Origin of the sequence: Sphingomonas asaccharolytica NBRC 15499, assembly GCF_001598355.1 — a bacterium.
GTDB classification, from domain to species: Bacteria; Pseudomonadota; Alphaproteobacteria; order Sphingomonadales; family Sphingomonadaceae; genus Sphingomonas; species Sphingomonas asaccharolytica.
The window spans coordinates 24,976-50,916 of sequence record NZ_BCYU01000031.1 but is presented as its reverse complement, the minus strand read 5'-3'; the positions used below and the strand labels follow the sequence as shown (position 1 = coordinate 50,916).

Annotated in this window: 29 protein-coding genes; 18 read left to right on the top strand and 11 right to left on the bottom strand. The window is 64.9% G+C overall.

What is annotated here, in order from left to right; all coding sequences use genetic code 11:
* The 3 genes from SAS01S_RS10480 to SAS01S_RS10470 form a co-directional block, all read left to right on the top strand.
* Positions 1 to 1,167 (top strand): hypothetical protein (locus tag SAS01S_RS10480; RefSeq protein ID WP_066807629.1); only part of this gene is annotated, 1,167 nt, incomplete at its 5' end.
* Positions 1,168 to 1,305: 138 nt separating this feature from the next.
* Positions 1,306 to 1,827, top strand: coding sequence for a MarR family winged helix-turn-helix transcriptional regulator (locus tag SAS01S_RS10475; RefSeq protein ID WP_066807628.1), 522 nt, complete (start codon positions 1,306 to 1,308; stop codon positions 1,825 to 1,827).
* Positions 1,828 to 1,870: 43 nt separating this feature from the next.
* A complete protein-coding gene (locus tag SAS01S_RS10470; protein WP_066807627.1) occupies positions 1,871 to 2,815 on the top strand; it encodes a VOC family protein in 945 nt (314 codons plus the stop codon).
* 28 nt (positions 2,816 to 2,843) lie between these two features.
* Here SAS01S_RS10470 and SAS01S_RS10465 read toward each other — a convergent pair whose 3' ends face one another.
* The 3 genes from SAS01S_RS10465 to SAS01S_RS10455 form a co-directional block, all read right to left on the bottom strand.
* Positions 2,844 to 3,656 carry an IclR family transcriptional regulator gene (locus tag SAS01S_RS10465; protein WP_066807626.1) on the bottom strand — a complete coding sequence of 271 codons (813 nt, stop codon included), beginning with the start codon at positions 3,654 to 3,656 and terminating at the stop codon, positions 2,844 to 2,846.
* A gap of 112 nt (positions 3,657 to 3,768) precedes the next feature.
* Positions 3,769 to 4,290: a VOC family protein gene (locus SAS01S_RS10460; protein WP_066807625.1), complete on the bottom strand. Its 522-nt coding sequence runs from the start codon at positions 4,288 to 4,290 to the stop codon at positions 3,769 to 3,771.
* A 127-nt stretch (positions 4,291 to 4,417) separates the two neighbouring features.
* A complete protein-coding gene (locus tag SAS01S_RS10455; protein WP_066807624.1) occupies positions 4,418 to 5,323 on the bottom strand; it encodes a LysR family transcriptional regulator in 906 nt (301 codons plus the stop codon).
* Positions 5,324 to 5,430: 107 nt separating this feature from the next.
* On the opposite strand from SAS01S_RS10455, the gene SAS01S_RS10450 reads away from it, so the two are divergent.
* Genes SAS01S_RS10450 through SAS01S_RS10420 form a run of 7 tightly spaced genes read left to right on the top strand, consistent with a single transcriptional unit; the run spans position 5,431 to position 11,785 of the window.
* Entirely contained in the window at positions 5,431 to 6,246 is an 816-nt protein-coding gene (locus tag SAS01S_RS10450) for an alpha/beta fold hydrolase (RefSeq protein ID WP_066807623.1), read from the top strand.
* 20 nt (positions 6,247 to 6,266) lie between these two features.
* Complete coding sequence (locus SAS01S_RS10445; RefSeq protein WP_066807622.1) at positions 6,267 to 7,457, top strand: LLM class flavin-dependent oxidoreductase; 1,191 nt, start codon at positions 6,267 to 6,269, stop codon at positions 7,455 to 7,457.
* A gap of 19 nt (positions 7,458 to 7,476) precedes the next feature.
* On the top strand, positions 7,477 to 8,388 hold the full coding sequence (locus tag SAS01S_RS10440) for an alpha/beta hydrolase (protein WP_169804942.1): 912 nt from the start codon (positions 7,477 to 7,479) through the stop codon (positions 8,386 to 8,388).
* A complete protein-coding gene (locus SAS01S_RS10435) occupies positions 8,385 to 8,765 on the top strand; it encodes a carboxymuconolactone decarboxylase family protein (protein ID WP_218016284.1) in 381 nt (126 codons plus the stop codon). The genes SAS01S_RS10440 and SAS01S_RS10435 overlap by 4 nt, the downstream gene beginning before the upstream one ends.
* On the top strand, positions 8,755 to 9,891 hold the full coding sequence (gene ribB, locus SAS01S_RS10430; protein ID WP_066807620.1) for a 3,4-dihydroxy-2-butanone-4-phosphate synthase: 1,137 nt from the start codon (positions 8,755 to 8,757) through the stop codon (positions 9,889 to 9,891). Before SAS01S_RS10435 ends, ribB begins: the two co-directional genes overlap by 11 nt.
* A complete protein-coding gene (locus SAS01S_RS10425) occupies positions 9,884 to 10,411 on the top strand; it encodes a flavin reductase family protein (protein WP_245656834.1) in 528 nt (175 codons plus the stop codon). Before ribB ends, SAS01S_RS10425 begins: the two co-directional genes overlap by 8 nt.
* 3 nt (positions 10,412 to 10,414) lie before the next feature.
* Positions 10,415 to 11,785, top strand: a complete 1,371-nt coding sequence (locus SAS01S_RS10420) for a hypothetical protein (RefSeq protein ID WP_066807618.1) — start codon at positions 10,415 to 10,417, stop codon at positions 11,783 to 11,785.
* Between the two features lie 29 nt (positions 11,786 to 11,814).
* Here the strand turns inward: SAS01S_RS10420 and SAS01S_RS10415 are convergent, their stop codons facing one another.
* Positions 11,815 to 12,798, bottom strand: coding sequence for an adenosine kinase (locus SAS01S_RS10415; RefSeq protein WP_066807617.1), 984 nt, complete (start codon positions 12,796 to 12,798; stop codon positions 11,815 to 11,817).
* Positions 12,799 to 12,812: 14 nt separating this feature from the next.
* Here SAS01S_RS10415 and SAS01S_RS22795 point away from each other — a divergent pair, with 14 nt between their 5' ends.
* A complete protein-coding gene (locus SAS01S_RS22795) occupies positions 12,813 to 13,139 on the top strand; it encodes a hypothetical protein (RefSeq protein ID WP_169804941.1) in 327 nt (108 codons plus the stop codon).
* Entirely contained in the window at positions 13,136 to 14,008 is an 873-nt protein-coding gene (locus SAS01S_RS10405) for an amidohydrolase family protein (protein ID WP_066807615.1), read from the top strand. Before SAS01S_RS22795 ends, SAS01S_RS10405 begins: the two co-directional genes overlap by 4 nt.
* A gap of 9 nt (positions 14,009 to 14,017) precedes the next feature.
* Here SAS01S_RS10405 and SAS01S_RS10400 read toward each other — a convergent pair whose 3' ends face one another.
* Positions 14,018 to 15,364, bottom strand: a complete 1,347-nt coding sequence (locus SAS01S_RS10400; RefSeq protein WP_066807614.1) for an MFS transporter — start codon at positions 15,362 to 15,364, stop codon at positions 14,018 to 14,020.
* A 190-nt stretch (positions 15,365 to 15,554) separates the two neighbouring features.
* Here SAS01S_RS10400 and SAS01S_RS10395 point away from each other — a divergent pair, with 190 nt between their 5' ends.
* The gene (locus tag SAS01S_RS10395) at positions 15,555 to 16,490 is read left to right on the top strand and encodes an SMP-30/gluconolactonase/LRE family protein (RefSeq protein ID WP_066807613.1); all 936 of its coding nucleotides are present in this window, start codon (positions 15,555 to 15,557) and stop codon (positions 16,488 to 16,490) included.
* Between the two features lie 24 nt (positions 16,491 to 16,514).
* Here the strand turns inward: SAS01S_RS10395 and SAS01S_RS10390 are convergent, their stop codons facing one another.
* Positions 16,515 to 17,543, bottom strand: coding sequence for a uroporphyrinogen decarboxylase family protein (locus SAS01S_RS10390; protein WP_245656833.1), 1,029 nt, complete (start codon positions 17,541 to 17,543; stop codon positions 16,515 to 16,517).
* A 220-nt stretch (positions 17,544 to 17,763) separates the two neighbouring features.
* Here SAS01S_RS10390 and SAS01S_RS10385 point away from each other — a divergent pair, with 220 nt between their 5' ends.
* Positions 17,764 to 19,074, top strand: a complete 1,311-nt coding sequence (locus tag SAS01S_RS10385) for an LLM class flavin-dependent oxidoreductase (protein ID WP_084238804.1) — start codon at positions 17,764 to 17,766, stop codon at positions 19,072 to 19,074.
* A complete protein-coding gene (locus SAS01S_RS10380) occupies positions 19,071 to 19,799 on the top strand; it encodes an SDR family oxidoreductase (protein ID WP_066807612.1) in 729 nt (242 codons plus the stop codon). Before SAS01S_RS10385 ends, SAS01S_RS10380 begins: the two co-directional genes overlap by 4 nt.
* A gap of 48 nt (positions 19,800 to 19,847) precedes the next feature.
* Here SAS01S_RS10380 and SAS01S_RS10375 read toward each other — a convergent pair whose 3' ends face one another.
* Together SAS01S_RS10375 and SAS01S_RS10370 are read right to left on the bottom strand one after the other, a co-directional pair.
* Complete coding sequence (locus tag SAS01S_RS10375; protein WP_066807611.1) at positions 19,848 to 20,177, bottom strand: carboxymuconolactone decarboxylase family protein; 330 nt, start codon at positions 20,175 to 20,177, stop codon at positions 19,848 to 19,850.
* Positions 20,174 to 20,947 (bottom strand): HpcH/HpaI aldolase family protein, encoded by a 774-nt coding sequence (locus SAS01S_RS10370; protein ID WP_066807610.1) that lies wholly within the window; start codon positions 20,945 to 20,947, stop codon positions 20,174 to 20,176. The genes SAS01S_RS10375 and SAS01S_RS10370 overlap by 4 nt, the downstream gene beginning before the upstream one ends.
* Positions 20,948 to 21,093: 146 nt before the next feature.
* Between SAS01S_RS10370 and SAS01S_RS22790 the strand changes: the two genes are divergently transcribed.
* The 3 genes from SAS01S_RS22790 to SAS01S_RS10355 are packed head-to-tail and all read left to right on the top strand — an operon-like array spanning position 21,094 to position 23,629.
* Positions 21,094 to 22,302 carry a cobalamin-independent methionine synthase II family protein gene (locus SAS01S_RS22790; protein WP_169804940.1) on the top strand — a complete coding sequence of 403 codons (1,209 nt, stop codon included), beginning with the start codon at positions 21,094 to 21,096 and terminating at the stop codon, positions 22,300 to 22,302.
* Position 22,303: 1 nt separating this feature from the next.
* On the top strand, positions 22,304 to 23,236 hold the full coding sequence (locus SAS01S_RS10360) for an alpha/beta hydrolase (protein ID WP_066807608.1): 933 nt from the start codon (positions 22,304 to 22,306) through the stop codon (positions 23,234 to 23,236).
* Positions 23,237 to 23,239: 3 nt separating this feature from the next.
* Positions 23,240 to 23,629 carry a carboxymuconolactone decarboxylase family protein gene (locus tag SAS01S_RS10355; RefSeq protein WP_084238800.1) on the top strand — a complete coding sequence of 130 codons (390 nt, stop codon included), beginning with the start codon at positions 23,240 to 23,242 and terminating at the stop codon, positions 23,627 to 23,629.
* Here the strand turns inward: SAS01S_RS10355 and SAS01S_RS10350 are convergent.
* Genes SAS01S_RS10350 through SAS01S_RS10340 form a run of 3 tightly spaced genes read right to left on the bottom strand, consistent with a single transcriptional unit; the run spans position 23,623 to position 25,875 of the window.
* On the bottom strand, positions 23,623 to 24,111 hold the full coding sequence (locus SAS01S_RS10350) for a GlcG/HbpS family heme-binding protein (RefSeq protein ID WP_066807607.1): 489 nt from the start codon (positions 24,109 to 24,111) through the stop codon (positions 23,623 to 23,625). The genes SAS01S_RS10355 and SAS01S_RS10350 overlap by 7 nt on opposite strands.
* Positions 24,108 to 24,527 (bottom strand): c-type cytochrome, encoded by a 420-nt coding sequence (locus SAS01S_RS10345; protein ID WP_245656832.1) that lies wholly within the window; start codon positions 24,525 to 24,527, stop codon positions 24,108 to 24,110. Before SAS01S_RS10345 ends, SAS01S_RS10350 begins: the two co-directional genes overlap by 4 nt.
* 10 nt (positions 24,528 to 24,537) lie before the next feature.
* Positions 24,538 to 25,875 carry an MFS transporter gene (locus tag SAS01S_RS10340; RefSeq protein WP_066807606.1) on the bottom strand — a complete coding sequence of 446 codons (1,338 nt, stop codon included), beginning with the start codon at positions 25,873 to 25,875 and terminating at the stop codon, positions 24,538 to 24,540.
* Positions 25,876 to 25,941 lie beyond the last annotated feature (66 nt).

Genomic DNA, 25,941 nt, shown 5'->3' with positions numbered 1-25,941 from the left:
GGGAATCTGCCGCGTCCCGCCGATCTCGATGCGCTGCTCGTCGATGCCGACACCAAACAGGCCGAGATCGCCGTGCGGCTGCCCAAGGCGGTGCGCGAAGTCGTCGATAAGCAGATCGAATGCGGCGTCGATATCATCAACGACGGCGAATATGTGAAGGCCGCCAACATGGGCAGCTACACCAGCTATATCCAGCAGCGCGTGACGGGCTGGGAATCGCTGCCGCGCGACCCTGCGGCGCCGTCCAAGCGTGCCGGTCCGGGCGAGCGCGACCGCCGCGATTTCCCGGGCTTCTATGAATCCGGCCTGTGGTTCGCCGGCGCCGGCGGCCCGGTCCGCCCTGGCTTCATGACGCCCGGCAACGTCCCCAAGCGCCCGACCACCGAAAAGGTCTGCACGAGCGCGCTGACCTATATTGGTCAAGCCGAGATCGCGAAGGACATCGACGCGCTCAAAAAGGGGATCGAGGGAAAGAGCCAGGTCGATGGCTTCATCGCCGCTCTCGGCCCGCTCAGCGCCGGCGCCGGCGCGCGCAACGCTTTCTATCGCGACGAGCGCGATTACATGATGGCGGTCGGCGCGGCGATGCGCGAGGAATATAAGGCGATCACCGATGCCGGGCTGATCGTCCAGATCGACGAGCCCGAATTCGCGACGAGCTGGATGTTCTATCCCGAATGGTCGGTCGACCAGTATCGCGACTATCTGGAATTCGCGGTCGAGGTGATCAACCATGCGGTCGAGGGCCTGCCCGAGGAGCAGATCCGTTTTCACATGTGCTGGGGCAGCGGCCATCGCCCGCATGTTCACGACATCGAGTTCAAGAACATCGTCGACCTGATGCTCAAGATCAACGCGCAGTGCTACACGTTCGAGGCGAGCAATGTCCGCCACGCGCATGAGTGGCGCATCTGGGAAGACGTCAAGCTTCCCGCCGGCAAAATCATCTGCCCCGGCGTTGTCGGCCATATGACCGACCTGGTCGAGCATCCCGAGCTGGTGGCCGAACGGCTCGTCAATGTCGGTAAGCTTGTCGGCATGGAGAATATCCAGGGCGGGACCGATTGCGGCATCGGCTCGCGTGTCGGCCATCCCGAAGTGGTGTGGGCCAAGCTGGCGGCGATGGCCGAAGGCGCGGCAATTGCCACCAAGAAGCTCAAGGGCTGACGCAGAGCATGCTGCGAATAAGTGATCCGGCTATTCGCGATCAAGCGCGCGACCGCGAAGAAGCTAGAGCGGGCGGTGCGGCGAAGGACGCATCGCCCGACTCTGGACAGCTTCGACATGATCGGACACTAAGGGCGGATGGGGAAAGCCGTTCGCGCAACTACCGATCGACATCCGCCCTCGATTCTGCATCTGGTCAAGCAAGTGCAGTACAAGGCGTATGTGCGGCTGGAATCGGTGCTCAATCCGCTCGGCGTGACCGCCGTGCAGTTCCGAATTCTGACGACGCTCTCGACGCGGCCGAACATGTCTTCGGCCGAATTGTCGCGTCTCTACGACGTCAAGCCGCAGACGATGATCAAGCAGATCGCCTTGCTCGAATCCAAGGGACTGATCGATCGCCGCGTCAGTAGCGCGAATAAACGCCTGCTCGAATTGAGCCTCACCGCGACCGGCAAGGACGCGCTCAAGAAGCTCCAGAAGGACAGCCGCGCGCTCGAAACCGAATTGCTGACGCCGCTGAATGCCGACGAGCGGGAAATATTGCGCGGCTACCTCACCCGGCTGCTGGCGTCGCTCAGCGCGCCGACCGAGAACCTCGCGCTGGATATCGAGGAATTCACCCCCGAATACAGCCGGCCCGGCGTGCAGCGGCCTTAATCTCGACTGGCGTTTTTCGGCATCACCGAATAGCGTTCGTTCCATGCTGCAGTCCCTCGGCTATATCGGAGTCACCACCGCGTCGGTCGATGCCTGGGCGACTTTCGCCACCGACCTCCTCGGCATGCAGCTTGCCGATCGAGGCGCGCACGGCTTCTCGTTGCGCACCGACGATCGCGCGGGGCGCCTGTTCGTCGAAAGCGGCGCGCGCGACGGCGTCAGCGCGATGGGCTGGGAAGTCGCCGATGGCGATGCCCTGGCGCGGTTGGCGACGCGGCTGTCCGACGCCGGCCATCCGGTCATCCCGGGCACCTCGATCAAGGCCGAGCAACGCCGCGTCGCCGAGCTGATCATCGCCCATGATCCCGCCGGCAACCGCCTCGAATTCTTCCACGGCGCCGCCGCGGCGCCCTCCGCCTTCGTCCCCGGCCGCGCGCTCAGCGGCTTTCGCACCGGAGCGCTCGGGCTCGGCCACGTCGTTCTGACCGTCCGGTCGCTCGACGCGGTGCTGCCTTTCTATGTCGACCTGCTCGGCTTCCGCCTCAGCGACTATGCGCTGCGCCCGTTCAAGGCATTCTTCTTCCATCTCAACAGCCGGCATCACAGCTTCGCCGCTATCGAGACCGGTGTCGACGGCTTCCATCACCTGATGGTCGAACTCGATTCGCTCGACGATGTCGGCCAGGCCTATGACCTCGCCCAGCTGGAGGAGGGCCGCATCGGCGTAACGCTCGGTCGTCACACCAACGATTTGATGACCAGCTTCTACGCCCGCACGCCGTCGGACTTCATGGTCGAGTTGGGCTGGGGCGGGCGCTCGATCGATCCTGAGACGTGGCAGCCGTTCGAATGCGATTACGGCCCCAGCCTGTGGGGACATGAACGCTCCTGGCTCGACGACGCCAAACGTGCCGAAGCCCGTAAGCTTCGCCTCGACGCCGCCGCGGCAGGCCGCCGCGCGCCGGATTTCGTGCGGGGCGCGGCCTAGGGTGGATCGACCAAGCGCAGCGTTGCGATCAGCCCTTTGCCGGCTTCTCGACGGGCCTGGGAAGCGCCCCCATCCGCTCTGATACCGCCTGAGTCGATGCCAGCAGCATCTTGCCGAAGTCCTTGAGCCGCGCCTTGCTCATGAAGTCGGTGGGCCCGAGCAGCGTGATTGTCGCGGCGATCTTGCCGCTATGGTCGAAGATCGGCGCGGCGATCGCCGCGAAGTTGCGGTTAAGCATCCCGGCGGTCGACGAATAGCCATCGCGGCGGATCTTCTCGCCGCTCTCGGCCAGCTCCTCCTTGGTCGGAGCGCGGGTATCGCCGCGCGCGGCGTCATAGGCGGCCTGCGCCGCCAGCGCGCGATCGCCCTCGGCTTGCGGCAGGTGCGCGAGGAACACCAGCCCGGTCGCGGTTGTCGCTGCCGGCAGGATATAGCCGAGCCGGATCAGAAACGCGCCTTGCAGCCTGCCATCGGCCTTCGCGACGATACACGGGCCGCGGTCGCCCCATAACGACAGGTAGATCGCGCAGTCGGTCTTGTCGCGAAGGTCGGTCAGCGTTTCGGCGGCGAGTCCGACCACGTCGAGCTGCCGGATGGCGGCCAAGCCGAGCTGGATGGCGAACGAGCCAAGCCCGTAATGGCCGTTGTGGACGTCTTGATAGGCCATGTTTTCACGCACGAAGCTGACGAGGTAGAGATGCACCTTGCTCGGCGGCATGTTGGCGCGGGCCGCTATCTCGCGCAGCGGCAGCGGCCCTTCGGCCATGCGCAGCACGCGCAGCACCCGGAATCCCACTTCGATCGACTGGACACGCCGGCGCGATTGTTCGGTGTCTGCCATGCGTTCAGATCCTCTCGTCACATTTTCCCGCTGCTCTCCTGCCGTCCAGCCGTCGATCTGTCCATTCGGCAATGATTGACGGCGAGCACGGAGCGCGGTGACGAGGAGGTAATCAGCCGGCGGCGGGTGCGCGATGCTTGCGCGCGTTCCACGCCTCTAGGATTCCATGCGCTTCGCTGGCGGCTTCTTCCAGAAAGCCCGGCGCTTCGGTTCGCGCCGCGACTTCGAGGCGCAAGCCATTGGGATCGAAGAAGTAGATCGACCGTACGAACTCGTGATCGACCAACGGCGTGGTCTTGACCCCATGCTCGGCAAGCCGCCGCCGCATCGCCTCGACGTCGGCGACCGAATCGGTCTCGATTGCGAAATGCTGGACCCATTCGGGCGTGTTGGGAGAGGGTGCCGGTTTCTCGTCGCCGCCCAGGTCGAAAAAGGCGATGTACGAACCGTCGCCGAGCTGGAAGAAGAAGTGGACATAAGGTTGCTCTTCGCCGGTGCTCGGCACTTTTTCGGCCATCATGCAATTGACCAGGGGCAGCCCGAGAATGTCCTCGTAGAAGTGGCGCGTCTCTTCCGCATCGCGGCAGGGATAGGCGAAATGATACAGGCCCTTGAGCTGCGGTGCGTCGGTCATGCTTCTCTCCTCATCGCCGTGACATAGCAGGATCGAGCGTCGGCTTTTGTCACCCTGCGGGGAGGACCGTGGTCGCGTGCTTGATTGCGAATAACCGAATTCCGCCTCTGCGCAGCACGCTCCGCATCTAGGTCGCGACGCCCGCATGGTGGACCATCATGTCTATGAAGCGCTGCAGCGCCGCCGAGCGGTCGCGCTGGCGCCAGACCAGCAGCACCTCGAACTTGAGCCCGAGATCGCTGATCGGCACCAACTGGATATGGTGGGCCGGCGACGACTGGCTCGACGCCGTTACGAAGCCGACGCCCATCCCCACGGCGACCAGGCTGAGCAGGATCGAGTTGGTGGTACATTCCTGGACGATGCGCGGGGTGCTGCCGCTCTCGACGCACGCCGTCATCAACCGATCGTAATAGCCGGGTGCGGTCAGCCGCGCCGGGCCGAGCGCTGGCTCCTCGGCGATCTCGGCCATCGTCACCGAGGCGCGCCCGGCCAGCCGATGGCTTTCGTGCACCGCCAGCATCGTCTCGCCATAGCCCAGGCAGATGCGGTCGAGCACGTCATGGTCGCGCTCGTCGAGATGGGCGTCATAAATCAGCCCGACATCGAGCGTGCCTTCCTTGAGCGCGGCAATCTGGTTCACGGAGCCCATCGATTTGAGATCGAGCACCACCGAAGGCTCGCTCTCGCGGAAATTGCGCAGGCTGTGCGAGATGAAGTCGTGCGCGGTGATGATCTCGCTGAGCCCGACGCGGATCGTGCCGAGATGGCCACTGCCCAGCCGCTTGGCGCGATCGACGGCGCGGTCGACCTGCGACAATATTTCCTCGACCTCGCCGAGAAAGGCGCGCCCCGCGCTCGACAGGCGCACTCCCCGCGGCAATCGCTCGAATAGTTCGATGCCGAGCTCGGCCTCAAGGTCGCGGATCTGCCGCGTGAGCGCCGGCTGCGCGACCCGCAACGCGACCGCGGCACGGCCGAAATGCTGCTCCCGGCCGATCGCGCGGAAATAGCGAAGATGGCGTAGCTCCATCGCCTACCCATACTTTCTGGGCATCAAAGCCTCAAGTACAAAGAATTGGACGTATCAGTCGTCGGGCAACACTCTCAAGCTAGCAAAGAAGAGACGAGTGGAGAGCGATGCAGTCCCAAGGCCTTGAAGAACTGAGCTTCGGCACTGTGTCGGCACTCGACGTGCTGGGCACCGAGCTCGAATTCTTCGAGGCTGGAGACGGCCCGCCGCTTGTCTTCCTGCACGGGCTCGACGGGCTCGAGGGCGCCGCGCCGCTGCAGCGTGAACTGGCGAAGCACTTCACCGTCTATGCTCCTTCGCATCCCGGCTTCGGCGCCTCCGCCGGCTCGCCGCGCATCAACCGCGTCGATGATCTCGGCTATTTCTACCTCGACATGCTCGATCAGCTCGGGCTCGACCGGCCGGTCATCGTCGGCACGTCGTTCGGCGGTTGGGTGGCGGCGGAGATGCTGACCAAGGAGCCGGGCCGCGCCGCCCAATTGGTGTTGGTCTCGCCGCTCGGCCTGCCCACTGCCGATCGCCGCGAGCAATATGTCGCCGATATCTTCATGCTGTCGCGCCAGGAACTGGGCAAGCGAATGCAGGTCGGCGAGCCCGCGCTCGGTAGCGACATGAAGACGCTGGCGACACTGCCGGAAGACCGCCTGCGCCGGCTGATGCGCAATGACGAGGCGGCGAGCCATTTCGGTTGGACCCCGTATATGTCGAACCACAAGCTCGGGGACCGCACACACCGCATCGCCAGCCCGACTCTCGTCGTTTGGGGCGAAGCGGACGGAATCGTCGGCGCCAAATATCGCGATGACTGGCGCAAGGCGCTGCCCCGGGCCGATGTCGAGACCTTCCCAGACGCCGGCCATCGCGTCCACGCCGACCAGCCTGCCAGGCTCGCCGCCCGCATCGCCGCCTTCGCCGGCCGCTGAACGACCGCTCGGAGACAAAGATGAAGATCTGGCAATTCAGCGAACAGGCCTATCACCCCGCCTTCCAGAAGCCGGGCGCGATGCGCGTGACGTTGCCGCAGCGCGAGTGCGATCCGGTCGAGGCCGGGCAACTGCTCAACCGCTATCTCGACGAATATATGCTTGCCGACGAAGTCGGGCTCAACATCATGGTCAACGAGCATCACGCCGCCGCGACCTGCATGTCGACGTCGTGCATGACGACACTGGCCATCCTCGCGCGCCAGACCAGCAAGGCGCGCCTGCTCGCTTTGGGCATCCCGCTCGCCAACCGCTCCAATCCGCTGCGCGTCGCGGAAGAGATCGCGATGGTGGATTGCCTGTCGGGCGGGCGACTCGACGTTGGGCTCGTCAAGGGCGCGGCGTACGAATTGTTCATGTCGAACCGCCAGCCGACCGGCTTCATGGACCGCTTCTGGGAAGCGCACGACCTGATCCTCGCTGCGCTTTCCAACACAGGCGACAATTTCTCCTGGGAAGGCGAGCATTTTCATTACCGCACTGCCAGCTTGTGGCCGCGCCCAATCCAGCAGCCGCATCCGCCGATCTGGATGACCGCGTCGAGTGCGACCAGCGCCCAGGAATACGGCAAGCGCGGCTATACCTGCGCGACCTTCCTGTCGGGCGCCGTCGCCCGCTCGGTGTTCAGCGGCTATCGCGCAGCATATCTGGCCGCGCACGGTGTGCAGCCCGCCCAGGACAAGCTCGCCTATCTGGCGCTGGTTTCATGTGCCAACGACCGCGCCACCGCGTTCGCCCGCGCCGAGAAGATGAAGAGCTACTTCACCACCGCCGCCCGGCTCGATCCGCAGTTCCGCAATCCACTCGGCTTCAATCCGGTCGATGCGAATATCCGCATGCTCCAGGCCGGCGCCAACGCGATGCGTCCGCGCCTGCGCAACGGCGAGGCGCTGCCGGTCGATGGCACGATCGAGCAATATATGGAGGCGGGTCTGTTCTTCGTCGGCACGCCGGACGACGTCTACGAGCAATTGGCGACGTTCCACGACGAGACCGGCGGCTTCGGCAATCTGCTGATGATGGCGCAGGCCGGCGAACTCGACCACCGGGAGACGGCCGACAATCTGACGATGATGGGCCGCGAAGTCGCGCCGCGGCTTGCCGAGCTCGCGACGCGGACGGTCGAGGTGCGGTATGAGGCCGTTGGCTGAAGTCGCCCTTGCGGACGGCATGGACCGTTACGTAGCGCTGGTCCGCGCGACGCCACCGACTGCCGATATCGAAACGATGCGGCTGGTCGGCGACCTCACCGGGCGGCGTTATGCCGAGGGCGATGCGCCGCAAGTCGCGCGCTTCGACACCTTTGTCGCCGCACCTGGGCGCGAGATCGCGCTGCGCATTTTCGATCCGGGCGGGGAGGGGCCGCGGCCGGCAATCTGCTATTTCCACGGCGGTGGCTTTGCGTTCGGCAGCGTCGAGAGCTTCGACATCGTCGCCGCGGCGCTGGCCGAAGCGACCGGCGCGGTCGTCGCCAGCGTCCAGTATCGCCGCCTGCCCGAAACAAACTATGCCGGTGCGCAAGCCGATTGCGACGCGGCTTTTGCCTGGGTCGGCCGTCAGGCTGAAGCGCTCGCCATCGATCCGACGCGGATCGCCGTGGCCGGGGATAGCGCTGGCGCGCTGCTGGCACTGGCCTGCACCGCCACCGCGCGTCCGATCTGCCAGCTTCTCTTCTACGGCACCTTCGCGATGGACCCCGATGCGCCCGCCTACCGCAGCGCGCTCGATCCGATGCTGACCGCCGACCGCGTCGGCCAGTACATCGCCTTGTTCACGCGCTGCGGCGGCCTCGACGCCAACCCGGCGCCGGTCGATCGCGACGACCTTGCCGATCTTCCGCCGACGCACATCGTCGCTGCCGAACATGACCCGCTCTGCGCTGAAGCGATCACGTTTTCCGCGCGGCTCGAAAAAGCCGGCGTGCCGACGACGCTCCATATCGCCCCGGACATGATCCACGGGTTCCTGCGTGCGGTCGGCGTCTCGGCCGCCGCCCGGGCCGAACTCGTGGCCGCGGCCGACGCGATCCGCCCCTTGCTGTCGGCGCCGGCATCTACCGAGATCAGGAAGGAAATCGCGTGAACAAAGATGAGTCCTACGACCGCGGCCGCGCGATGCGCTTCGACATGTTCGGCGAGCCCGGCGTGCGCAGCCTCGACAATGCCGACGACTTCAACGAGCCGCTACAGGATCTGGTGACGCGGTTGTGCTTCGGCGACGTGTGGAACCGGCCGGGGCTCGACCGCAAGACCCGGTCCATGCTGACGATCGCGATCCTGATCGGCCAGTCGCGGCCCGACCAGCTGCGCAACCACATCAACGGCGCGCTGGCCAATGGCGTCACCAAGGACGAGATCAGGGAGATCCTGCTCCACGCGACGCTCTACGTCGGCCTGCCCGCCGGAACGGACAGCTGGCGCCATGCGCGCGAAGTCCTGCAGGAAAACGATGTCTATTGATCTGATCGAACCGGTGGCCGATCGGCTCCACAATTCGATTTCCTCGACCGAGGAGATCATCGAGGCTGCGCGCAACGGCCTGCCCTACATTCTCGTCGATGCCGAGGATCGCGAGAATGAAGGCGACGTCATCATCCCGGCGCAGTTCGCGACGCCTGCCCAGATCAACTTCATGGCTCGCCATGCGCGCGGGCTGATCTGCCTGGCGATGACCGAGGAACGGGCGCGCGAATTGCGCCTGCCGCCGATGGTGACCGAGAATAACTCCGGCCACGGCACGGCCTTCACCATCTCGATCGAAGCGCGCGATGGCGTCACCACCGGCATCTCGGCGCACGATCGGGCACATACCGTGGCAGTGGCGATCGATCCCTCCAAGAGCTGCGACGATATCGTCTCGCCCGGCCATGTCTTTCCGTTGGTCGCGCGCGGCGGCGGGGTGCTGGTCCGCACCGGCCATACCGAGGCGGCGGTCGACGTGTCGCGGCTGGCCGGCCTCATCCCGGCCGGCGTCATCTGCGAAGTATTGAACGAGGACGGCACGATGGCGCGGCTGCCCGACCTGGTCGAGTTTTCGCGCGAGCATGGTATTCCGATCGGCACGATCGCCGACCTGATCAGCTATCGCCGCCGCACCGAACGCTGCGTCGAACGCGTCCATGAGGAAGCGTTCGAGACCGTCTATGGCGACGGCTTTCGCCTGTCGGTGTTCCGCAACACGATCGACAATGTCGAGCATGTCACGTTGTCGCGCGGACGCATCACCCCGGACGTGCCGACCCTGGTGCGCATGCACCGCCTGGACTTCGTCTCGGACATGCTCGGGCCACCGACCGACCGCCGCGAATATGTCTCGCGCGCACTGGCGCGGATCGGCGCGCATGACGGCCCCGGTGTCGTCGTGTTCATCCGCGATCCGTCGGTCAGCGCGATATCCGAGCGGCGCAGCAGCCCGGGCCCGACCCGCGACCAGCGCATCCGCGATTACGGCGTCGGGGCGCAGATCCTTCTCGATCTGGGCGTCAGGGATCTGATCCTGCTCTCCGACAGCGAAGCGAGGCTGTCGGGCATCGAGGGGTACGGGCTGCGCATCATGGGCAGGGAAGGGCTGGGTAGCGATGAGTGAAATGCAATTCTCCCGGATCGACATCGCCCAGTTGAGCATCGCCGAACAACTGAAGAATGGCCTGCGCCGGCTCGGCAAGGCGGTGGTGGTCATTACCGCCTGGCACGAAGGCAGGCGCTGGGCGATGACCGCGACCGCGGTCAGCGAACTGAGCATGGACCCGCCGTCGCTGTTGGTCTGCATCAACAAGAATGCGAGCCTCCATGCGCCGCTGACGGCTGGCGCGCCTTTCTGCGTCAACATCCTGCATGCCGATCAACTCGCCGTGTCGCAGACCTGCGCGGGCAAGCTGAAGGGCGAGGAGCGTTTCGCCGAGGGCCGCTGGGGCTCGGGCGCGTGCGGTTCGCCGCGCCTGTGCGACGCGCAGGCGAGCTTCTTCTGTGAATATGAGACGCATATCGAATATGGCACTCACGCGGTGGTGATCGGCGCAGTCAAGGAAGTGCATGTCTCCGGCGATGTGGATCCGCTGATCTATCTCGACGGCGGCTATGCCCGCGCAGCGCGATTGTCGGCCTGAGCGATGGACGACACCCAGGCCCTTCTCGAGCAGATCGAGCATAGTTGTCGGCGGCTCAAGATGGCGCAGTCGACGTTCGGCCGGCTGGCGGTCAATGACGGCAAGCTCGTGCAGCGGCTGCAGCAAGGCGGGCGGGTGACGGTGCAGACCGTCGAGCGCGTCCACCGCTTCATCGAGGAGCAGAACGGCGCCTCCGCCAGCGCGCTGCGGTCGGGCATCAAGGGGCTGCGCGCCGAATTGCGCCCCGAGCATAATTTCCGCTTCTACGACAATCGTCAGAAGTATCTCGCCTTCGTCAACACCACCAACGAGAAGCAGATCATCGCGGATCGTGCGGTGCACGAATTGTCGGACACCCAGCCGGTCCCGCCGGCGATCCGGCTGTTCGACGGGGGTGCCGGCGACGGCACCGCGCTGGCGCGGATGCTGCGCGGGCTGCACCGGCGCCATCCCTGGGTGCCGTTCTACGTGGTGGTCAAGGAGATCAGCATGGAGAATATCCGGCTGACGCTCGAGAAGATGCCCGACCGACTGCGCGAGCATCCCGCCACCGTGCTGGTGCTGACCAACCTCAAATATGGCGAAGCGCCGACGCTGCAACCCGAGACCCCGGCCGGGGCAAGCGCGATGGTGTGGCACGAAGTCGGGCTCGAGGGCACCTCGGCGGGACAGTTCGAGGAACAGGTCCAGCAGCTCGATCCGTTCCTCGCCAAGCATTGGCAGGCGAGCATCGCACCGAGCGGCAACCCGATGTACAAGACGCCGACGGTGCTCGTCCTGTATCGCAAAGACCATCACTTCATGCTCGATCCGATCATTCCGCGGCGCGGCTATGCGCAGGCGGACTTCGATTTCGTGCTGTTGTCCCAGCCCTATCGCGCGCACGCACCGCTCGAGTTCAAGAGCTCGCGCGTGGTCACGCCGCTGGTCCGGGCGCTTCGTCCCAACGGCAAATTGATGGGCGTCCACAGTCACGGCAACGATCCCGGACTGGAGATTATCCGCACGATCTGGCCGGACGAGGACCCCTTCCATACCAGCCGCGAGGACATCATGCATGCCGTGCGCGAGGAACTGGGCTCGGCCGCGCGAGACTATCATTTCCATTCGCTGTCGGATGAAGAAGCGCTGTTCCGCTACGACATCCGCACGCTCCCGACCGAGATCGACGCGCATACCCCTATCGGCAGTTCGACCTTGTTCGCTGCCTGGAACGCGGCAAGCTATGTCGCGCAGATCGAGGATGGCCGCTTCGCCAAGGCGCTGTCGAACGACCAGTATCTCGACGCGACGCGCGAAGCTCTTCAGCGCCACCAGGGACTGTGGTTCAACGACGAGATTTACCTCATCTCGCGGCGGTCGCGGTTGAACTGATATTACGCCCCTCTCGCAGAAGGGAGGAATCAGTTGGCTAAAAACGTCTTCAGATCCGCCTGCGGCCGTGCCCCGAAATGGCTGATCGCTTCGCCCGCCGCCGCACAGCCCAGCCGTCCGCATTCGGCGAGCGGCAGTTCGCGGGTTAGGCCGTACAATACGCCAGCCGCGTACAGATCGCCGGCGCCGGTGGTATCGACCACCGCCGACACCTGCGAGGCAGGCACTTCGACCAGACCGTTCGCGTCGATCAACAGCGCCCCGGCCGGCCCGCGCGTCACTGTCACCAGGTCGACATGCTGCGCGGCGATTTTCGCCGCTTCGATCGTGTCGTCGACGCCATACAGCGCCCGGATCTCGTCCTCATTGGCGAACAATATGTCAATATGGCTTTCGACCAGTTCGAGGAACGCATCCTTGTGGCGATGGACGCAGAAGCTGTCGGACATGGTCAGCGCGACCTTGCGCCCGGCGGCGTGCGCTAGTGACGCGGCCTTGCGAAAGGCCGCCTTGGCGGGAGGCTGGTCGAACAGATAGCCTTCGAGATAAATGATTTCCGCCGAGGCGACGAGCGCTTCGTCGATATCGCCTTCATCGAGCCCGGTGCAGGCGCCGAGAAAGGTGTTCATCGTCCGCTCGGCGTCGGGCGTGACCAGCACCAGGCAGCGCGCGGTAGCGGCGCCGGCGGTGGTCGCCGGCGTATCGAAAGCGACGCCGATCGTGCGCAGATCGTGGCGGTAGATGTCGCCCAGCGCGTCGTCGCGGACCTTGCCGATGAACGCGCCGCTGCCGCCGAACGCCGCGACCCCGGCAATGGTGTTGCCGCCCGATCCGCCGGAGATTTCCATCCCCGGACCCATCGCGGCGTAGATCCGCTCGGCGCTGTCTTCGTCGATCAGGGCCATGCCGCCCTTGGCCATGCCCTCCTGGGCGAGGAAATCGTCGCTGGCATGGGCGATGACGTCGACGATGGCGTTGCCGATGGCGAGGACGTCGTAACGGGCGGGCTGCATGCTGGCTTGTCTCCATGACGAGGATGACGGATGCGCGAAAGGCGCTGGATAATGATCGCGCCGGTTATATAAAGACGAATGGCATTCAACAAGATGCATGTTGGTGGAGAAGAATGATGAGCGAGAGCGACGGCGCGACCTGCCCGTTTTGCGGGGCGGCGTGGAGCGAGGACATGCTAACCCAACTCGACCGCTCCACCGTGGCTTCGGGTTGCGCTTGTTGCGGCGGAGCACCGGCGCTGCATGCCGCCGCGGCGCTGCCGACCGAAGACATTTGCTGCGCCACCTGTGGCCGCGCCATCTACCGCGGCTTCGCGGCAAAACAGGAATCACAATCGTGAAGAGCACCGACTTCGACATCATCGACGCCCAGATCCACCAGCCTGCGCCCGCGGTGCCGTTCGGCGACGATGTGCCCGACGACGTCAAACTCGCGATAAATGTCGAACTCGCGCGCGAAGCGATGGATAGCGTCGGCGTCGACGCCACGTTGGTCGTCGCGGCGCTGCCTTATATCGATGCGTGCGTGACTCGCTATCCGAGCCGCTTCATCGGCGTCGAGACGTTCATGGTGAGGGACGCCGAACTGGGAGCCGCGGTGGAGCGGGCAAAGGGCGACGACCGCATCGTCGCCGGCCGGTTGCTCGTCACCGATTTCCGTATCACCGAACTCTCCGAGGCCTTCACCAGCGGCGCGATGGATGCCGGGTTCGCTGCCGCGGCCAAGGTCGGCCTGCCGCTATTCCTGTCGACTCACGGCCAGGCCGCGGCGATGCGTCCGCTGATCGAGCGCCATCCCGATCTCAGCGTGATCATCGACCATGTCGGGGTCAGCCAGCACCCGGTGTCGCCGGCGCGCGATGATCCCTGGGATCGGCTCGATGGGCTGCTCGGCCTCGCCGATCTGCCGAACGTCTCGGTCAAATTGTGCGGGCTGCCGTTGCTGTCGCGTCAGGCCTATCCGTTCGCCGATGTCTGGCCGAATCTGCGCCGCGTCATCGCCGCGTTCGGGCCCGATCGGCTGATATGGGCTAGCGACTATACGCGTCTGCGCATGGCCGAGGCCGGCGGGCCGCATCGCAACCGCGGCTGCCTGTACAGCGAGAGCCGCGACATGCTGCTCCACAGCGACGAACTCGACCGCGATGCCAAGGCGGCGATCTTCGGCGGCACCGTCAAGCGCGTGCTCGGCTGGCAACCGCCAGTCTAGAAATGCAAGTCAGTGCCCGGCGATGCGGGTCGCCGGGTCGAGCGGCTTGAGCGTCAGCAGCATCCAGATCACCACCCCAGCCAATGCCAGCGGCGCGGCGAGCAGGAAGAAATAGCCGATCGCGCCCCAATGATATTGCAGCGCGAGCATGCCGTACCAAGGCCCGACGATCGAGGCGGCGCGCCCGGCGCCATAGGCCCAGCCGACCCCGGTCGCGCGGTTGCGCGTCGGGTAGAGCGTCGAGGCGATCGAGGCCAGCCCGGCATGGGCGGCATGCTGCGCCAGCGCGTTGAGTGCCAGCGCGACGAACATTCCCCAGCCCGGCGCGAACAACCCCATGCCGATCGCGGCAGCGGCGGCGACGATGAAATAGGTTGGAACGATCGCCTTGAAGCCGAACTTGTCGATCATTAGTCCGATCGTCAGCATACCCGTCGCACCGAACGCGGTACCGATCGCCGTGGTGATCCCGACCTGGCCCCAGTTGAGCCCGATAGCGTCGTGGAACACCGTCGTCTTCCAGAGCGCGGCACTGATGAAGCCGAAGCTGCTGACGAAGCTCAGCCACAGCAGAATCGTCGGCAGCGCCAGCCCGGGCTTGAACAGATCGCGGACCAGCGACAGGCTGCTCGGACGCTTCTCGCTCACGCCCCGCGACAAGACCACCGCTTCGCCTTCGCCCTCGGGCATCAAGGCCAGCACGATCGCCTGCAGTCGGGGATCGTCAGGGTTGCGCGCCGCCAGGAATTTGGGCGATTCGGGCAACAGAAAATAGAATACCGGCACCAGCAGCAGCGGCATCGCCGTGCCGATCCAGAACGCGACGTGCCAGCCATAGGGTTCGAGCAGGAACGCCTGCATCGCCGATCCGAGCAGGGCGCCGGGCATCGCGCCGGCAAGCACCACCGTCACCACGGTCGAGCGTTGCCGCGCAGGAGCGAGTTCGGAGGCCAGCGCGACCATGTTGGCGATCACCGAACTGGCGAACATGCCAGTGAGCAGCCGGCAGATCGCCAGTGCCCAGATGCTGTCGGTGAAGATCGTCACGAAGCATGTCGCGGCGACGCCGCCCAGACACAGCATCAGCAAGGTCCGCCGTCCGATCTGGTCCGCGAACGGCGCGATGAGGAAGGCGCCCAATACCATCCCGACCTGCTGCATCGACAGCACCCAGGTCAGCGAGGTCCGCGTCACCCCGAACTCGTCCGAAATCTTCGGAAGCACCCAGCTCAGCACGCCAAGGTCGAACCCGTCGACGAGCATCGCCAGCGCCCCGATCAGCATCACTTTTACGTGGAACGGGCGGAACTTCACGCCATTGAGGAAGGTGTCGATGTCAACGGTCGGCCGGGCCAATGCGCGATCCTCTCATGCTGATTGCGTGCCCGCTCGAACGGGTCGGCATTATCCAGCATAAGAATGTAAGCCTGGCTGTCTGTCAACGGCGCAAATCGTTTCCGAATTATCAGTAGAGCTGCTATAAGTCAGGCTGTTATTTGTGCTGGACCAAGGCCTGAACTTGGCGGCAGGGAGAGGAGAACAGCCAATGCCCGTCGAACGACTCGATTCGCGATTGGACGCCATTGTCGCCCCGGACGTGGATTGGGAAGAGCTCGGTCGCGGCTTTGGCGGGCCCACCGGACCTGCCGAAGGGCCGGTATGGATCGCGGAGGGCGGCTATCTGCTGTTCAGCGACATCCATAACAGCCTGCGCATGCGCTGGCATCCGGAACACGGCATCTCCGTCGACAAGCAGGACACCAAGAACGGCAACGGCCAGACCCGCGACCAGGAAGGTCGGCTGGTCGTCTGCCACCATTTCAGCCGCTGTGTCGATCGCGAGCATGCCGATGGCACCGTCACCATGATCGCCGACAATTATCGCGGCATGAAGCTCAACCGGCCCAACGATGTCGTCGTCAAATCGGACGGAGCGATCTATTTCACCGATCCGCCGCCCAAGGTCCCGTTCACCCCGCCGGACCACCCCCCGGAGATCGATTGCGCCGGCGTCTACCGCGTCTCGCCCGACGGCGAGCGACTCAACATGGTCGTGCGCGACCTGATCAATCCCAACGGGCTGTGCTTCTCGCCCGATGAGAAGGTCCTCTACGTCAACGACAGCAACCAGCATCGCAAGCTGATCATGGCCTATGACGTCGAGGCCGACGGTATGCTCGACCTGGGCAGCGCTCGCTTGTTCTGCGACATGCGCGCCGACACCCGTATGGGCGGGCCCGACGGCATGAAGGTCGATGTCGAGGGCAATGTCTATTGCACCGGCCCCGGCGGCATCTGGATTCTCAGCCCGACCGGCGATCATCTCGGCACGATCGCCATGGAGGGGCGCACGTCCAACATGAACTGGGGCGATAGCGACTGGCGCACGCTCTATTTCACCGGCGCTCGCTCGCTCAACCGCATTCGCCTCCTGATCCCCGGCATTCCGGTTCCGCGCGGCACGCTGGCGGGATCCGTCTAGATCTGGCTCAGCGCACGACCACCTTCAGAGCGTCGCGCGCACCAATGCGGCGCCCTCGACCATTGCCTGCATCTTGGCGAAGGCGATGTCGCGGGGCACGTATTTGAAGCCGCAATCGGGCGCGACGACGATTTTGTCGGCCGGCACGACGGTCATCGCCCGGCGGATTCGCTCGGCGACGATCTCGGGCGTCTCGATCGCAGGATCGTTCAAGTCGATTGTCCCGACCATGATGTGCTTGCCGCGCAACGGCTCCAGCTCCGCCGGGTCGAGGTTCGGCTGCGCGGTCTCGACCGATACCTGGTCGACGCGCGTGCCGGCAAGCTCACCCAGATAGTCATAGCCGTGCGGCCGATCGCCATGGATGATCGCGGCATAACCGAAGCAGACGTGCAGTGCGGTGACGCCGCCGACATCCCGCAGCGCGCGATCGATCGCCTTGGCGCCATATTGCCGCGCTTTCTCGGGCCGCGCCTGGAGATAGGGCTCGTCAATCTGGACGATGTCGGCACCGGCGGCAAACAGGTCGCGAATCTCCTCGTTGACCGCGGCCGCATAATCGAGCGCCATTTCCTCCTCGCTCGCGTAAAAGTCGTTCTGTGCCTGCTGGGTCATCGTGAACGGGCCGGGCACGGTGATCTTGATCCTGCGATCGGTGTTGCGCCGCAGGAATTCGACATCGCGGACCTGGACGGAATGCCTGCGGCGGATCCGGCCGGTGACGCGCGGCACCGGATTGGGGTGGCCGCTACGGTCGAGCGCGACGCCCGGATTGTCGAGATCAACCCCTTCGAGCGCTGTCGCGAAGCGGTTCGAATAGCTTTCCCGGCGCATCTCGCCGTCGGTGACGATATCGATCCCAGCCCGTTCCTGCAGGTGAATGGCCATGATCGTGGCATCGTCCTGCGCTTCCTCGAGATGGTCGGGGGCCGGGCGCCAGAGTTCGAGGGCGCGCACCCGCGGCGGGAACCGACCGGCAAGGCGGGCCCGATCGATCAGCCATTCCGGCATTGCGTAGGATCCAACAAGTGTCGTGGGCAGCAGCATATTCATCGGCACATCCCCTCATTCCCGTTACTCGACGGTAACGCCGACCATAAGGAGTGACTGCAGCATTGTGAACGATTTTCGACAATGACGAACGCAGATCGGGAATTTGGCAGAATTCGACCACCGGCATCTTCCATAATGTCAGATAGGCTGTTATAAGATAGGCTGTCAAAGTGTACCGCATCGGAATTCCGGGCGGGAGAGGAACCGGAGAGACAGCGCAATGCAATTCGGTCTGTTTTACGAGCATCAGTCGCCCGCGCCGTTCACCGCCGCGAAGGACATGCAGATCTTCCACAACGCGCTCGACGAGCTCGAGCTCGCCGACAAATTGGGCTATGATTATGCCTGGCTGGTCGAGCATCATTTCCTCGAGGAATATTCGCACAGCTCGGCGCCCGACGTCTTTCTCGGCGCGCTCAGCCAGCGCACCAAAAGGATGCGGCTCGGCCATGGCATCTGCGTGATGCCGCCGCTGATCAACCATCCGGCGCGCGTCGCCGAGCGGATCGCCACGCTCGATTTGCTTTCAAAGGGCCGGGTCGAATGGGGCACCGGAGAGAGCGGCACGGCGATGGAGCTCGAAGGTTTCGGCGTCGATCCCGATCTCAAGAAGGGCATGTGGCGCGAAGCGACTGAGCAATGTGCGAACATGCTGACGATGACGCCCTATCCCGGTTTCCAGGGCGAACATTTCTCGATGCCGACGCGCAATATCGTGCCCAAGCCGATCCAGGCGCCGCATCCGCCGCTATGGGTGGCATGCTCGCGGCGCGACACGATCCTGCATGCCGCGCGCAACGGCATGGGCGCGCTCGTCTTCGGCTTTGCCGCGCCCGAACAGGCGGGCAAATGGGTCCAGGAATATTACGACATCATCAAGTCCGACGAATGCGTGCCGATCGGCCATGCCGTGAACGCCAATTTTGCGATTGTGACCGCGCTGTCGGTCAATGAGGACGAGCAGGTCGCGATCGACCGCGGGACCGAGGGCTTCAAGTATTTCGGCTATTCGCTGGGATTCTACGCGTCGTTCGGCAAGCTCAAGCCCGGCCATTCGAGCGTGTGGGAAGATTTCAAGAAGGCCGAGGCGGGGATCGAGGACAATCACGGCAATGGCGGCATCGGCACGCCCGAGCAGGTCCATGACCATTGCAAGGCCTATGCGGACGTCGGCGTCGACCAGATCATCTTCGTCCAGCAGACCGGCCCCGCCAACCACGACCATATCTGCGAATCGCTCGAGCTGTTCGCGACCACCGCGATGCCGCGGCTGAAAGTGGGCGAGGAGGAACGTCTGGCGAAGAAGCAAGCCGAACTGGCGCCCTATTTCGAGGCGGCGCTGGCGCGCAAGCAGAAGATGGCGCCACTCGCGGTCGAGGATATCGAGATCGTCAAATCCTATGGCCTTCGCAAGAAGGAAGCCGGGACCTACGAGAATGTCCGCTCGGATCGTGGCGGCGGGCTGGCGGTGGTGGCGGACGATCCCCTGGCGCTGGTTTCGAACCAGGCGGAAAAGGCTGCGAAGACGTGAGCATCCTCGAGGGCAGGGTCGTCGTGATCACCGGGGCCAGCTCCGGGATCGGCGCGGCCTGCGCCATCGCCTTCGTTGAAAAGGGCGCCAGGGTCGTCCTCGCCGCGCGCCGCGCCGAGCGTCTGGGTGCATTGGTCGATCTGATCGAGGCGACAGGCGGCGAGGCGCTGGCGGTGGCGACCGACGTCACCGACGAGGACGCGGTCGCCAATCTCTTCGCGGACGCACTGGCGCGGTTCGGCACGGTCGACGTGCTGATCAACAATGCCGGCGTTGCGGACAGCACGCCGGCCGAGCTGACCGACCTCGCGCTGTGGCGCCGCGTCATCGACACCAACCTCACCTCGGCATTTCTGTGCGCGCGATCGGCGATCCCGATCATGAAGGCGCAGGGCAGGGGGCGGATCATCAATGTCGGATCGATCTCCGCCAAGGTGCCGCGCAAGGACAGTCCGGCCTATACCGCGAGCAAATGGGGCCTCGCCGGCCTGACCCGCGCCCTGGCGGTCGATTGCCGCGCGGACAATATCGCGGTTTCGGCGTTCCACCCTGGCATCGTCGCAACGGAGTTGGGCGGCGGCCCCAGCACCAAGCCGACCGAAATGACCGCGCGGGCGGAGGACGCCGCGGGTATCATCGTCCACATGGCCGATATGCCGGATCACCTGAATTTCTACGAAGCGCTGATGGTGCAGAACAAGATCCCGTTTCTGGGACGGGGATAACTCGCTCATTCCCTCGCCCCGCTTCGCGGGGGACGAGGAGCGTGGGTGTCAGGTCTGCTCGGCCTTCGCATCGACGATATTCTTGAGCTTGCGCGCCGCGCTTACCGAAACCGGCCAGCCGGCGTAGAAGGCGATGTGCGCGATCGCCTCACCGAGTTCCTCGACGGTCAGGCCGTTCTCTAGTCCCAGTTCCATATGCCCCTGTGCCTGTTCGCGGTTGAGCGCGATCAGACAGGTTATGGTGATCAGGCTGCGGTCACGCTTCGAGAGTTCGGCGCGCTCCCAGACCTTGTCGTAGAGGACGCTCTGGGTGATTTCGTCCAGGAACGGCGCCACCCCCGCCAGTTCCCTGCCGCGTCCGCCAGATGGTCGCTTCACTTCGCCTCTCCCCGATAGGATTTGAAATTGCCCGCCGCCGCGTTGAGCGCGCCGCGCAGCATGCCGAGCTCGGAAAGCCAGGCGATGTAATGGACGCCGCGCGCGACATAGGATTCGAGCTGGGCGACATTGGCGACGACGGTGCCGATATGCTTGCGGCCCGCCGCCACCTCGATCACGCGGTCGATCGCCGCGACGACATCGGGGTGCGCGGCATCGCCGGGATGGCCGAGCGAGGCGCTGAGATCGCCGGGGCCGATGAACAGCACGTCGAGCTCGTCGACCGCGCACAACGCCTCGATATCCTCGACCATCTCCTTGTTCTCGACATGGACGCTGACCAGGGTCTCGCGATTGGCGCGCTGTTCGTAGTCGGGGAGAGTGCCGTAAGCCGCGGCGCGGCACGCGCGCGCCGAGCCACGCTCGCCGAGTGGCCAGTATTTGGCCTTGCGAATCACCTCGCGCACGTCCGCCGCGCTCCTGAGCGAGGGCACCTGGATGCCGCTCGCGCCGCTATCGAGGACGTGGAGGATATTGGCCTCGCCGGCATCGGGGGTGCGGACGACACTGCTCATCCCCATCCGTTCGCAGGTGCGGATCATGTTCTCGAGGCCGGCATGCGTGTAGCAGCCATGTTCGGCGTCGAGGATTACGAAATCGAACTCGGCGATACCGTACAGCTCGACGATGGCGGGGGCGTCGAGCTTGACGAAACTGCCGAAGACGACCTCTCCGGCCTCCAATTTGCGTTTCACGTCGCCGTTGAACATTGCCGCATCCCTCTCCCGATCCGCTTGGCGGAGTTGCTATTTACAAATGCCATTCAACATGGCAGCAGTGCGGCTATAAGCCAAGCTTTCATATGCGAAGGCGGTAACCCGGTCCGCCAGCAAGGCAGCCAGCGACAGGAGATGATGTGAAGCGCAGCACAGATCGCATCCTTACGACTCATGTAGGCAGCTTGATCCGGCCGCTCAACGTGCTTCAGGGGATGATGGCCAAGGTCCTCGGCGAGCCCGTCGACGAGGCGCAGTTCCAGCGCGATGTCCGCCAGGGAGTCGCCGATGTCGTGGCCAAGCAGGCGGAGATCGGCATCGACATTCCCAGCGATGGCGAAATCTCCAAGCCGAGTTTCCACAATTATGTGGTCGAGCGGCTCGGCGGTCTGGAAAAGGTCCCGCCCTCGGAGCGTGGCGCCTATTATGCGGCGCTGACCGAGGAATTCCCGGGCTTCATGACCCAGTACAACGCCATGTACAAAACCATGTGGATGCCCCCCGAGCTCGACGCCGAGAAGGTCCGCAAGGCGGCCAATACGCCGCCGGCGCGTGTCCGCGTCGCGGCGCCGATCCATTATGTCGGGCAGGATGCGCTCCAGACCGATCTCGACAATTACGCGGCGGCGCTCGCCGGCAAGGACTTCGTCGAGGCGTTCATGCCCTCGGCCACGCCGGCGCGCGACGATGCCGATGCCGGCACGGTGTACGCGACCGAATCCGAATATCTCTACGCGCTCGCCGATGCGATGCATGTCGAATACAAGGCGATCGTCGACGCCGGCTATGTCGTCCAGCTCGACCTTGGCCTGCCGGCGCGCAACCAGGTGCTGCCCGGCAATCCCAATCCGACCCCCGAGGATCTGCGGCGCGCCTCCGAGCGTCAGGTCGAAGCCTATAACCACGCGTTGCGCGGCATTCCCGAGGACCGCGTGCGCTATCACATGTGCTGGGGCAGCATGAACACGCCGCACACCACCGACGTGCCGCTGCACGAGGTCATCGACATCATTCTGAAGATCAAGGCGCAGGCCTATGTGATCGAAGGCGCCAATCCGCGCCACGAGCACGAATGGATGGTGTGGAAGGACGTGAAGCTGCCCGACGGCAAGATCCTCGTCCCTGGGGTGATCAGCCACCAGACCAACGTCGTCGAGCATCCCGAGCTGGTCGCGTGGCGGATCTCGAACTTTGCGAGCGTGGTCGGGCGCGAGAATGTCATCGCCGGCACCGATTGCGGCTTCTCGCAGGGCTGGAACATGGCGAGGGTCCATCCCGAGGTGCAGTGGGCCAAGCTGTCGGCGTTGGTCGAGGGCGCCGCTTTGGCCTCGCGGCAGTTGTGGCCATGAGATGAGCGACAATCCCAGGCTCGCCGCGGGATTGGCCGAGTATCTGAATGCCGTCCGCGGCACGCCTGGTACCCCGCTCGAAACGGCGCGCCTCCTCGCCGACCGCGATGCACAGCGGATCGCGTACCCTCTGCCGACGGGGATGACGGTCGCCAACAGCTCCGTGGTGCGAGCCGGGGACGAGGTGCCGGTGCGTATCTATCGTCCGACCGGGGAAGGGGCGCTGCCGGCGATCGTCTATTTTCATGGCGGCGGCTTCACCACCGGCAGCATCGAGACCTATCAACCGCTGGCGATGGCGCTGGCCGAGGCGACGGGCGCGGTGGTGATCAGCGTCCATTATGCCCGTCTGCCCGAAGCCACGCCGCGCGCGACGGTCGAACAATGCTTTGACGCGCTCTCCTGGACCGCGCGGATGGCGAGCGTCCTCGCCATCGATCCGGCGCGGATCGCGGTCGCCGGCGACAGCGCCGGCGCGTTCCTCGCGGTGCAGGTTGCGATTCTCGCTCGCGATCGCGGCGGCCCGAAGCTGGTTTGCCAATTGCTTGCATACGGCATGTTCGATGTCGACAATGGCCGCGCCGCTTATGGTGCCGTTCGCGATCCGGTGCTGACGCTGCCGCTGATCAGGGCGGTTATAGCCGCCTATCGCGACGCCGACGCCCGCGATCCGGCACCGTTCGAGGTGCCGCTACGCAGCAATCTTGACGGCCTGCCGCCGGCGATCCTGCTCGAGGCCGAGCATGACGCGCTGGTCGACGAGGGTCGCGAATTCGTCGAGCGGCTTGGCGCTGCCGGCGTGCATTGCGAGTTCCGCGTTGCTCCGGACATGTGTCACGGCTTCCTCCGCGCCGTCCGTTTCTCCGCCCCCGCCTGCGCCGAAATGCGCTGGCTCGGCGACACCTTCCGAACCCTCACGAACGCAAGGAACTAGACCGTGGCGCTCAAGACCGAAGACCCCGCATTCCAGGCCGGCCGCGAGCTGCGCAGGCAGATGTTCGGCGATGCCAGCATCGAGCGGCTCGACAATGCCGACGATTTCAGCGAGCCGCTCGAGAATTACGTCACTTCCGCCGTTTTTGGCGAAACCTGGACGCGGCCCGGGCTGACGTTGCGCGAACGTTGCCTGATCACCATCGCGATCAGCGCCGCGCTCAACCGCCAGATCCCGCTGAAGCGTATGGTCAAATGCGCGATCGCTAATGGCGCGACCAAGGAGGATATCCGCGAAACCCTGCTCCAGACGACGATGTATATCGGCGTTGCCGGCGGCGTCGAGAGCTGGGCGCTCGCCGCCGAAGCGCTCAAGGAAATCGACGCTTACTGAGCCCGAGCGGGGGCAGGGTCGGGCTTTGCCGCCTTGAGCCCTGCCGCCTCGATGCCGGCGGTGCCGCACGCGGCATCGTCGGCGGGCTTGCCGCCCGACGTGCCGACGCCGCCCAGAAGCACGCCGTCGGCCGAATAGATCGGCACGCCGCCCATGATCGTCGCGGCGCTCGGCATGTTCGCCGGCGGATTGAGCGCGGCGGTATCGGCAGTGGCGCGGCCATATTTGGCGGCGGAGGTCGCCTTCCACAACGCGATCTCGCCGACCCCCATTGACACGCCGTCCATATGCGCAAGCGTCACCGTCATGCCGTGATTCTCGAGCACGACCATCGCGACCTTGATATTGTGCGCGCGCGCATAGCCGAGGCAAGTGTCGCGGATCTTGGCGGCGCTGGCATAATCGAGCACCGGTCGCGCGGTTTGCGCGGAAGCCGGTACGCCGATCAGCAAAGTCGCGGCAAGGGCGAGACGGCGGCTCATTTCAGTGTCTCGAGATAGCTGATGATTTCGCCGCGCTTGGCGGCATCCTTGATCCCGGGAATCATCATCTTCGTGCCCGGCACGACGCCCTTGGGATCAGCGAGAAAGGCGTCGAGCTTGGCACGCGCCCAGCGGATATTCGATCCCTTCATGGCCGGAGAATAGGCATAGCCTGGCCTCGTTCCTGCCGCTCTGCCGACCACGCCGAACAGATTGGGGCCGACGCCGTTGGGCTCGCTTTTGGCGGTATTGTGGCAGGCATTACACGTCGCGAAGGCCGCGGGCGGCGCAGCAGCGGCCGGGAGCATCGGCGCTGCGGGCGCTGCCGCGCGACCGACGCCGCGCGCCGATACGACGATCGACAGCAATGCAGCGCCGATCATGGCCGCGTTCAGATATGCATTTTTGTGAGTCACTGTAATTTCCTCATGCCGGAATGGGCTCGGGCTGCTGGCGTACCGCGCGCATTCGCACCAATACCGCTGCCGCCGCGGGGACGATCATCAGTCCGCCGAACAATAGCATCACCGAGAATCGCCCTATGCCGGCGCCGATCACATAGCCGCCGAGCAGCGGTCCGATGATCCCGCCGATGCGCGAGCAGCCGAGCATGATGCCGAGGCCGACATTGCGCGTAGCCACACCGTGATAGTTGAGCGTGACCAGAATCAGCGCCGTATAAGCGCCGACGTTGAAAAAGCCGCACAAGGTCGAGGCGCCGACCAACGCCCAGTTCGCCCCATCCGGCACCGCGCCGAGCAACGTGAACGATGCCGCCATCGCCAGCAGGAAGATGGCCGCGATCCGCACCTCGCCGACGCGGCGCGACAGCGCCCCGACAATCAGTTGCGCGACGATTCCGGCGCCGTAGGTGGTCACGCCGGCAACGCCGTTCCATTGCATGTTCATCCCGGCCATCGACAATATCTGTGGGCGCCAGCCCGCCATGAAGCCGCCGCTGATCGTGAACACGAAGCCAGCCAGGCACAGCAATGCCGTGCCGATCCACAGCGAGCGCGGGATCATCGTCAGGCTTGCCCGCTGCTTGCCGATGACGATCGGCTCTTCGGGCAGCGCCGCTACCTCTGGCTTGCGCATCCGCCGCATCAACGCATTGATCCGCGCGAGTGCGTCCGGCGGACGTCGCGCCATCAGGAAGGCGGGTGAATCGGCAAGGATGAACAGTCCGAGGAGGAACGCGGTCAGGTTGAGCGCCGCGGCGCCGAGGAAGATCGATCGCCAGCCATATGGTTCGATCAGCAGCCCTGCCATCGCGCCGCACAGCATCCCGCCAAAGGCATAGCCGGAGTGGAGGATGCCGATCAGCAGATTGGAACGTTTTTCGTTGCTGAATTCGGTGACGGTGACGTTCAGGCAAACGACCAGCGCGCCCAGGCAAACACCGGTCAGCAGGCGCAGGATCATCAATGTGGTGATCGTGCCGTTGGTCGCTGTGATCAGCAGCAGCAACACCAGCGAACCCAGCAGCGTTAGCGTGAGCGCTCGTCGTCCGACCCGGTCGGCCAGCGGTGCGACGAAGATCGATCCGATTGCGACGCCCACGGGCGTCGCGCTCGATGCCAGCCCGAACTCCTGGATCGAAAGGTGCAGCTCCTTGATCATCACCGGCGCCGCATAAGACAGCGTAACGACGTCGAGCCCGTCAGCGGCATAGGCCAGCATGCAGATCGCGACGATCGCATATTGATACCAGCCCATGGGGGATTGCTTGACGATATCGTTGGGGGTGATCGGCTGGCTCATGCGGGCTGCCCTTCGCCCGAGTGACGACGCGGCAGTCTGGCGGTCGGCTGTCTACGCACACGCACC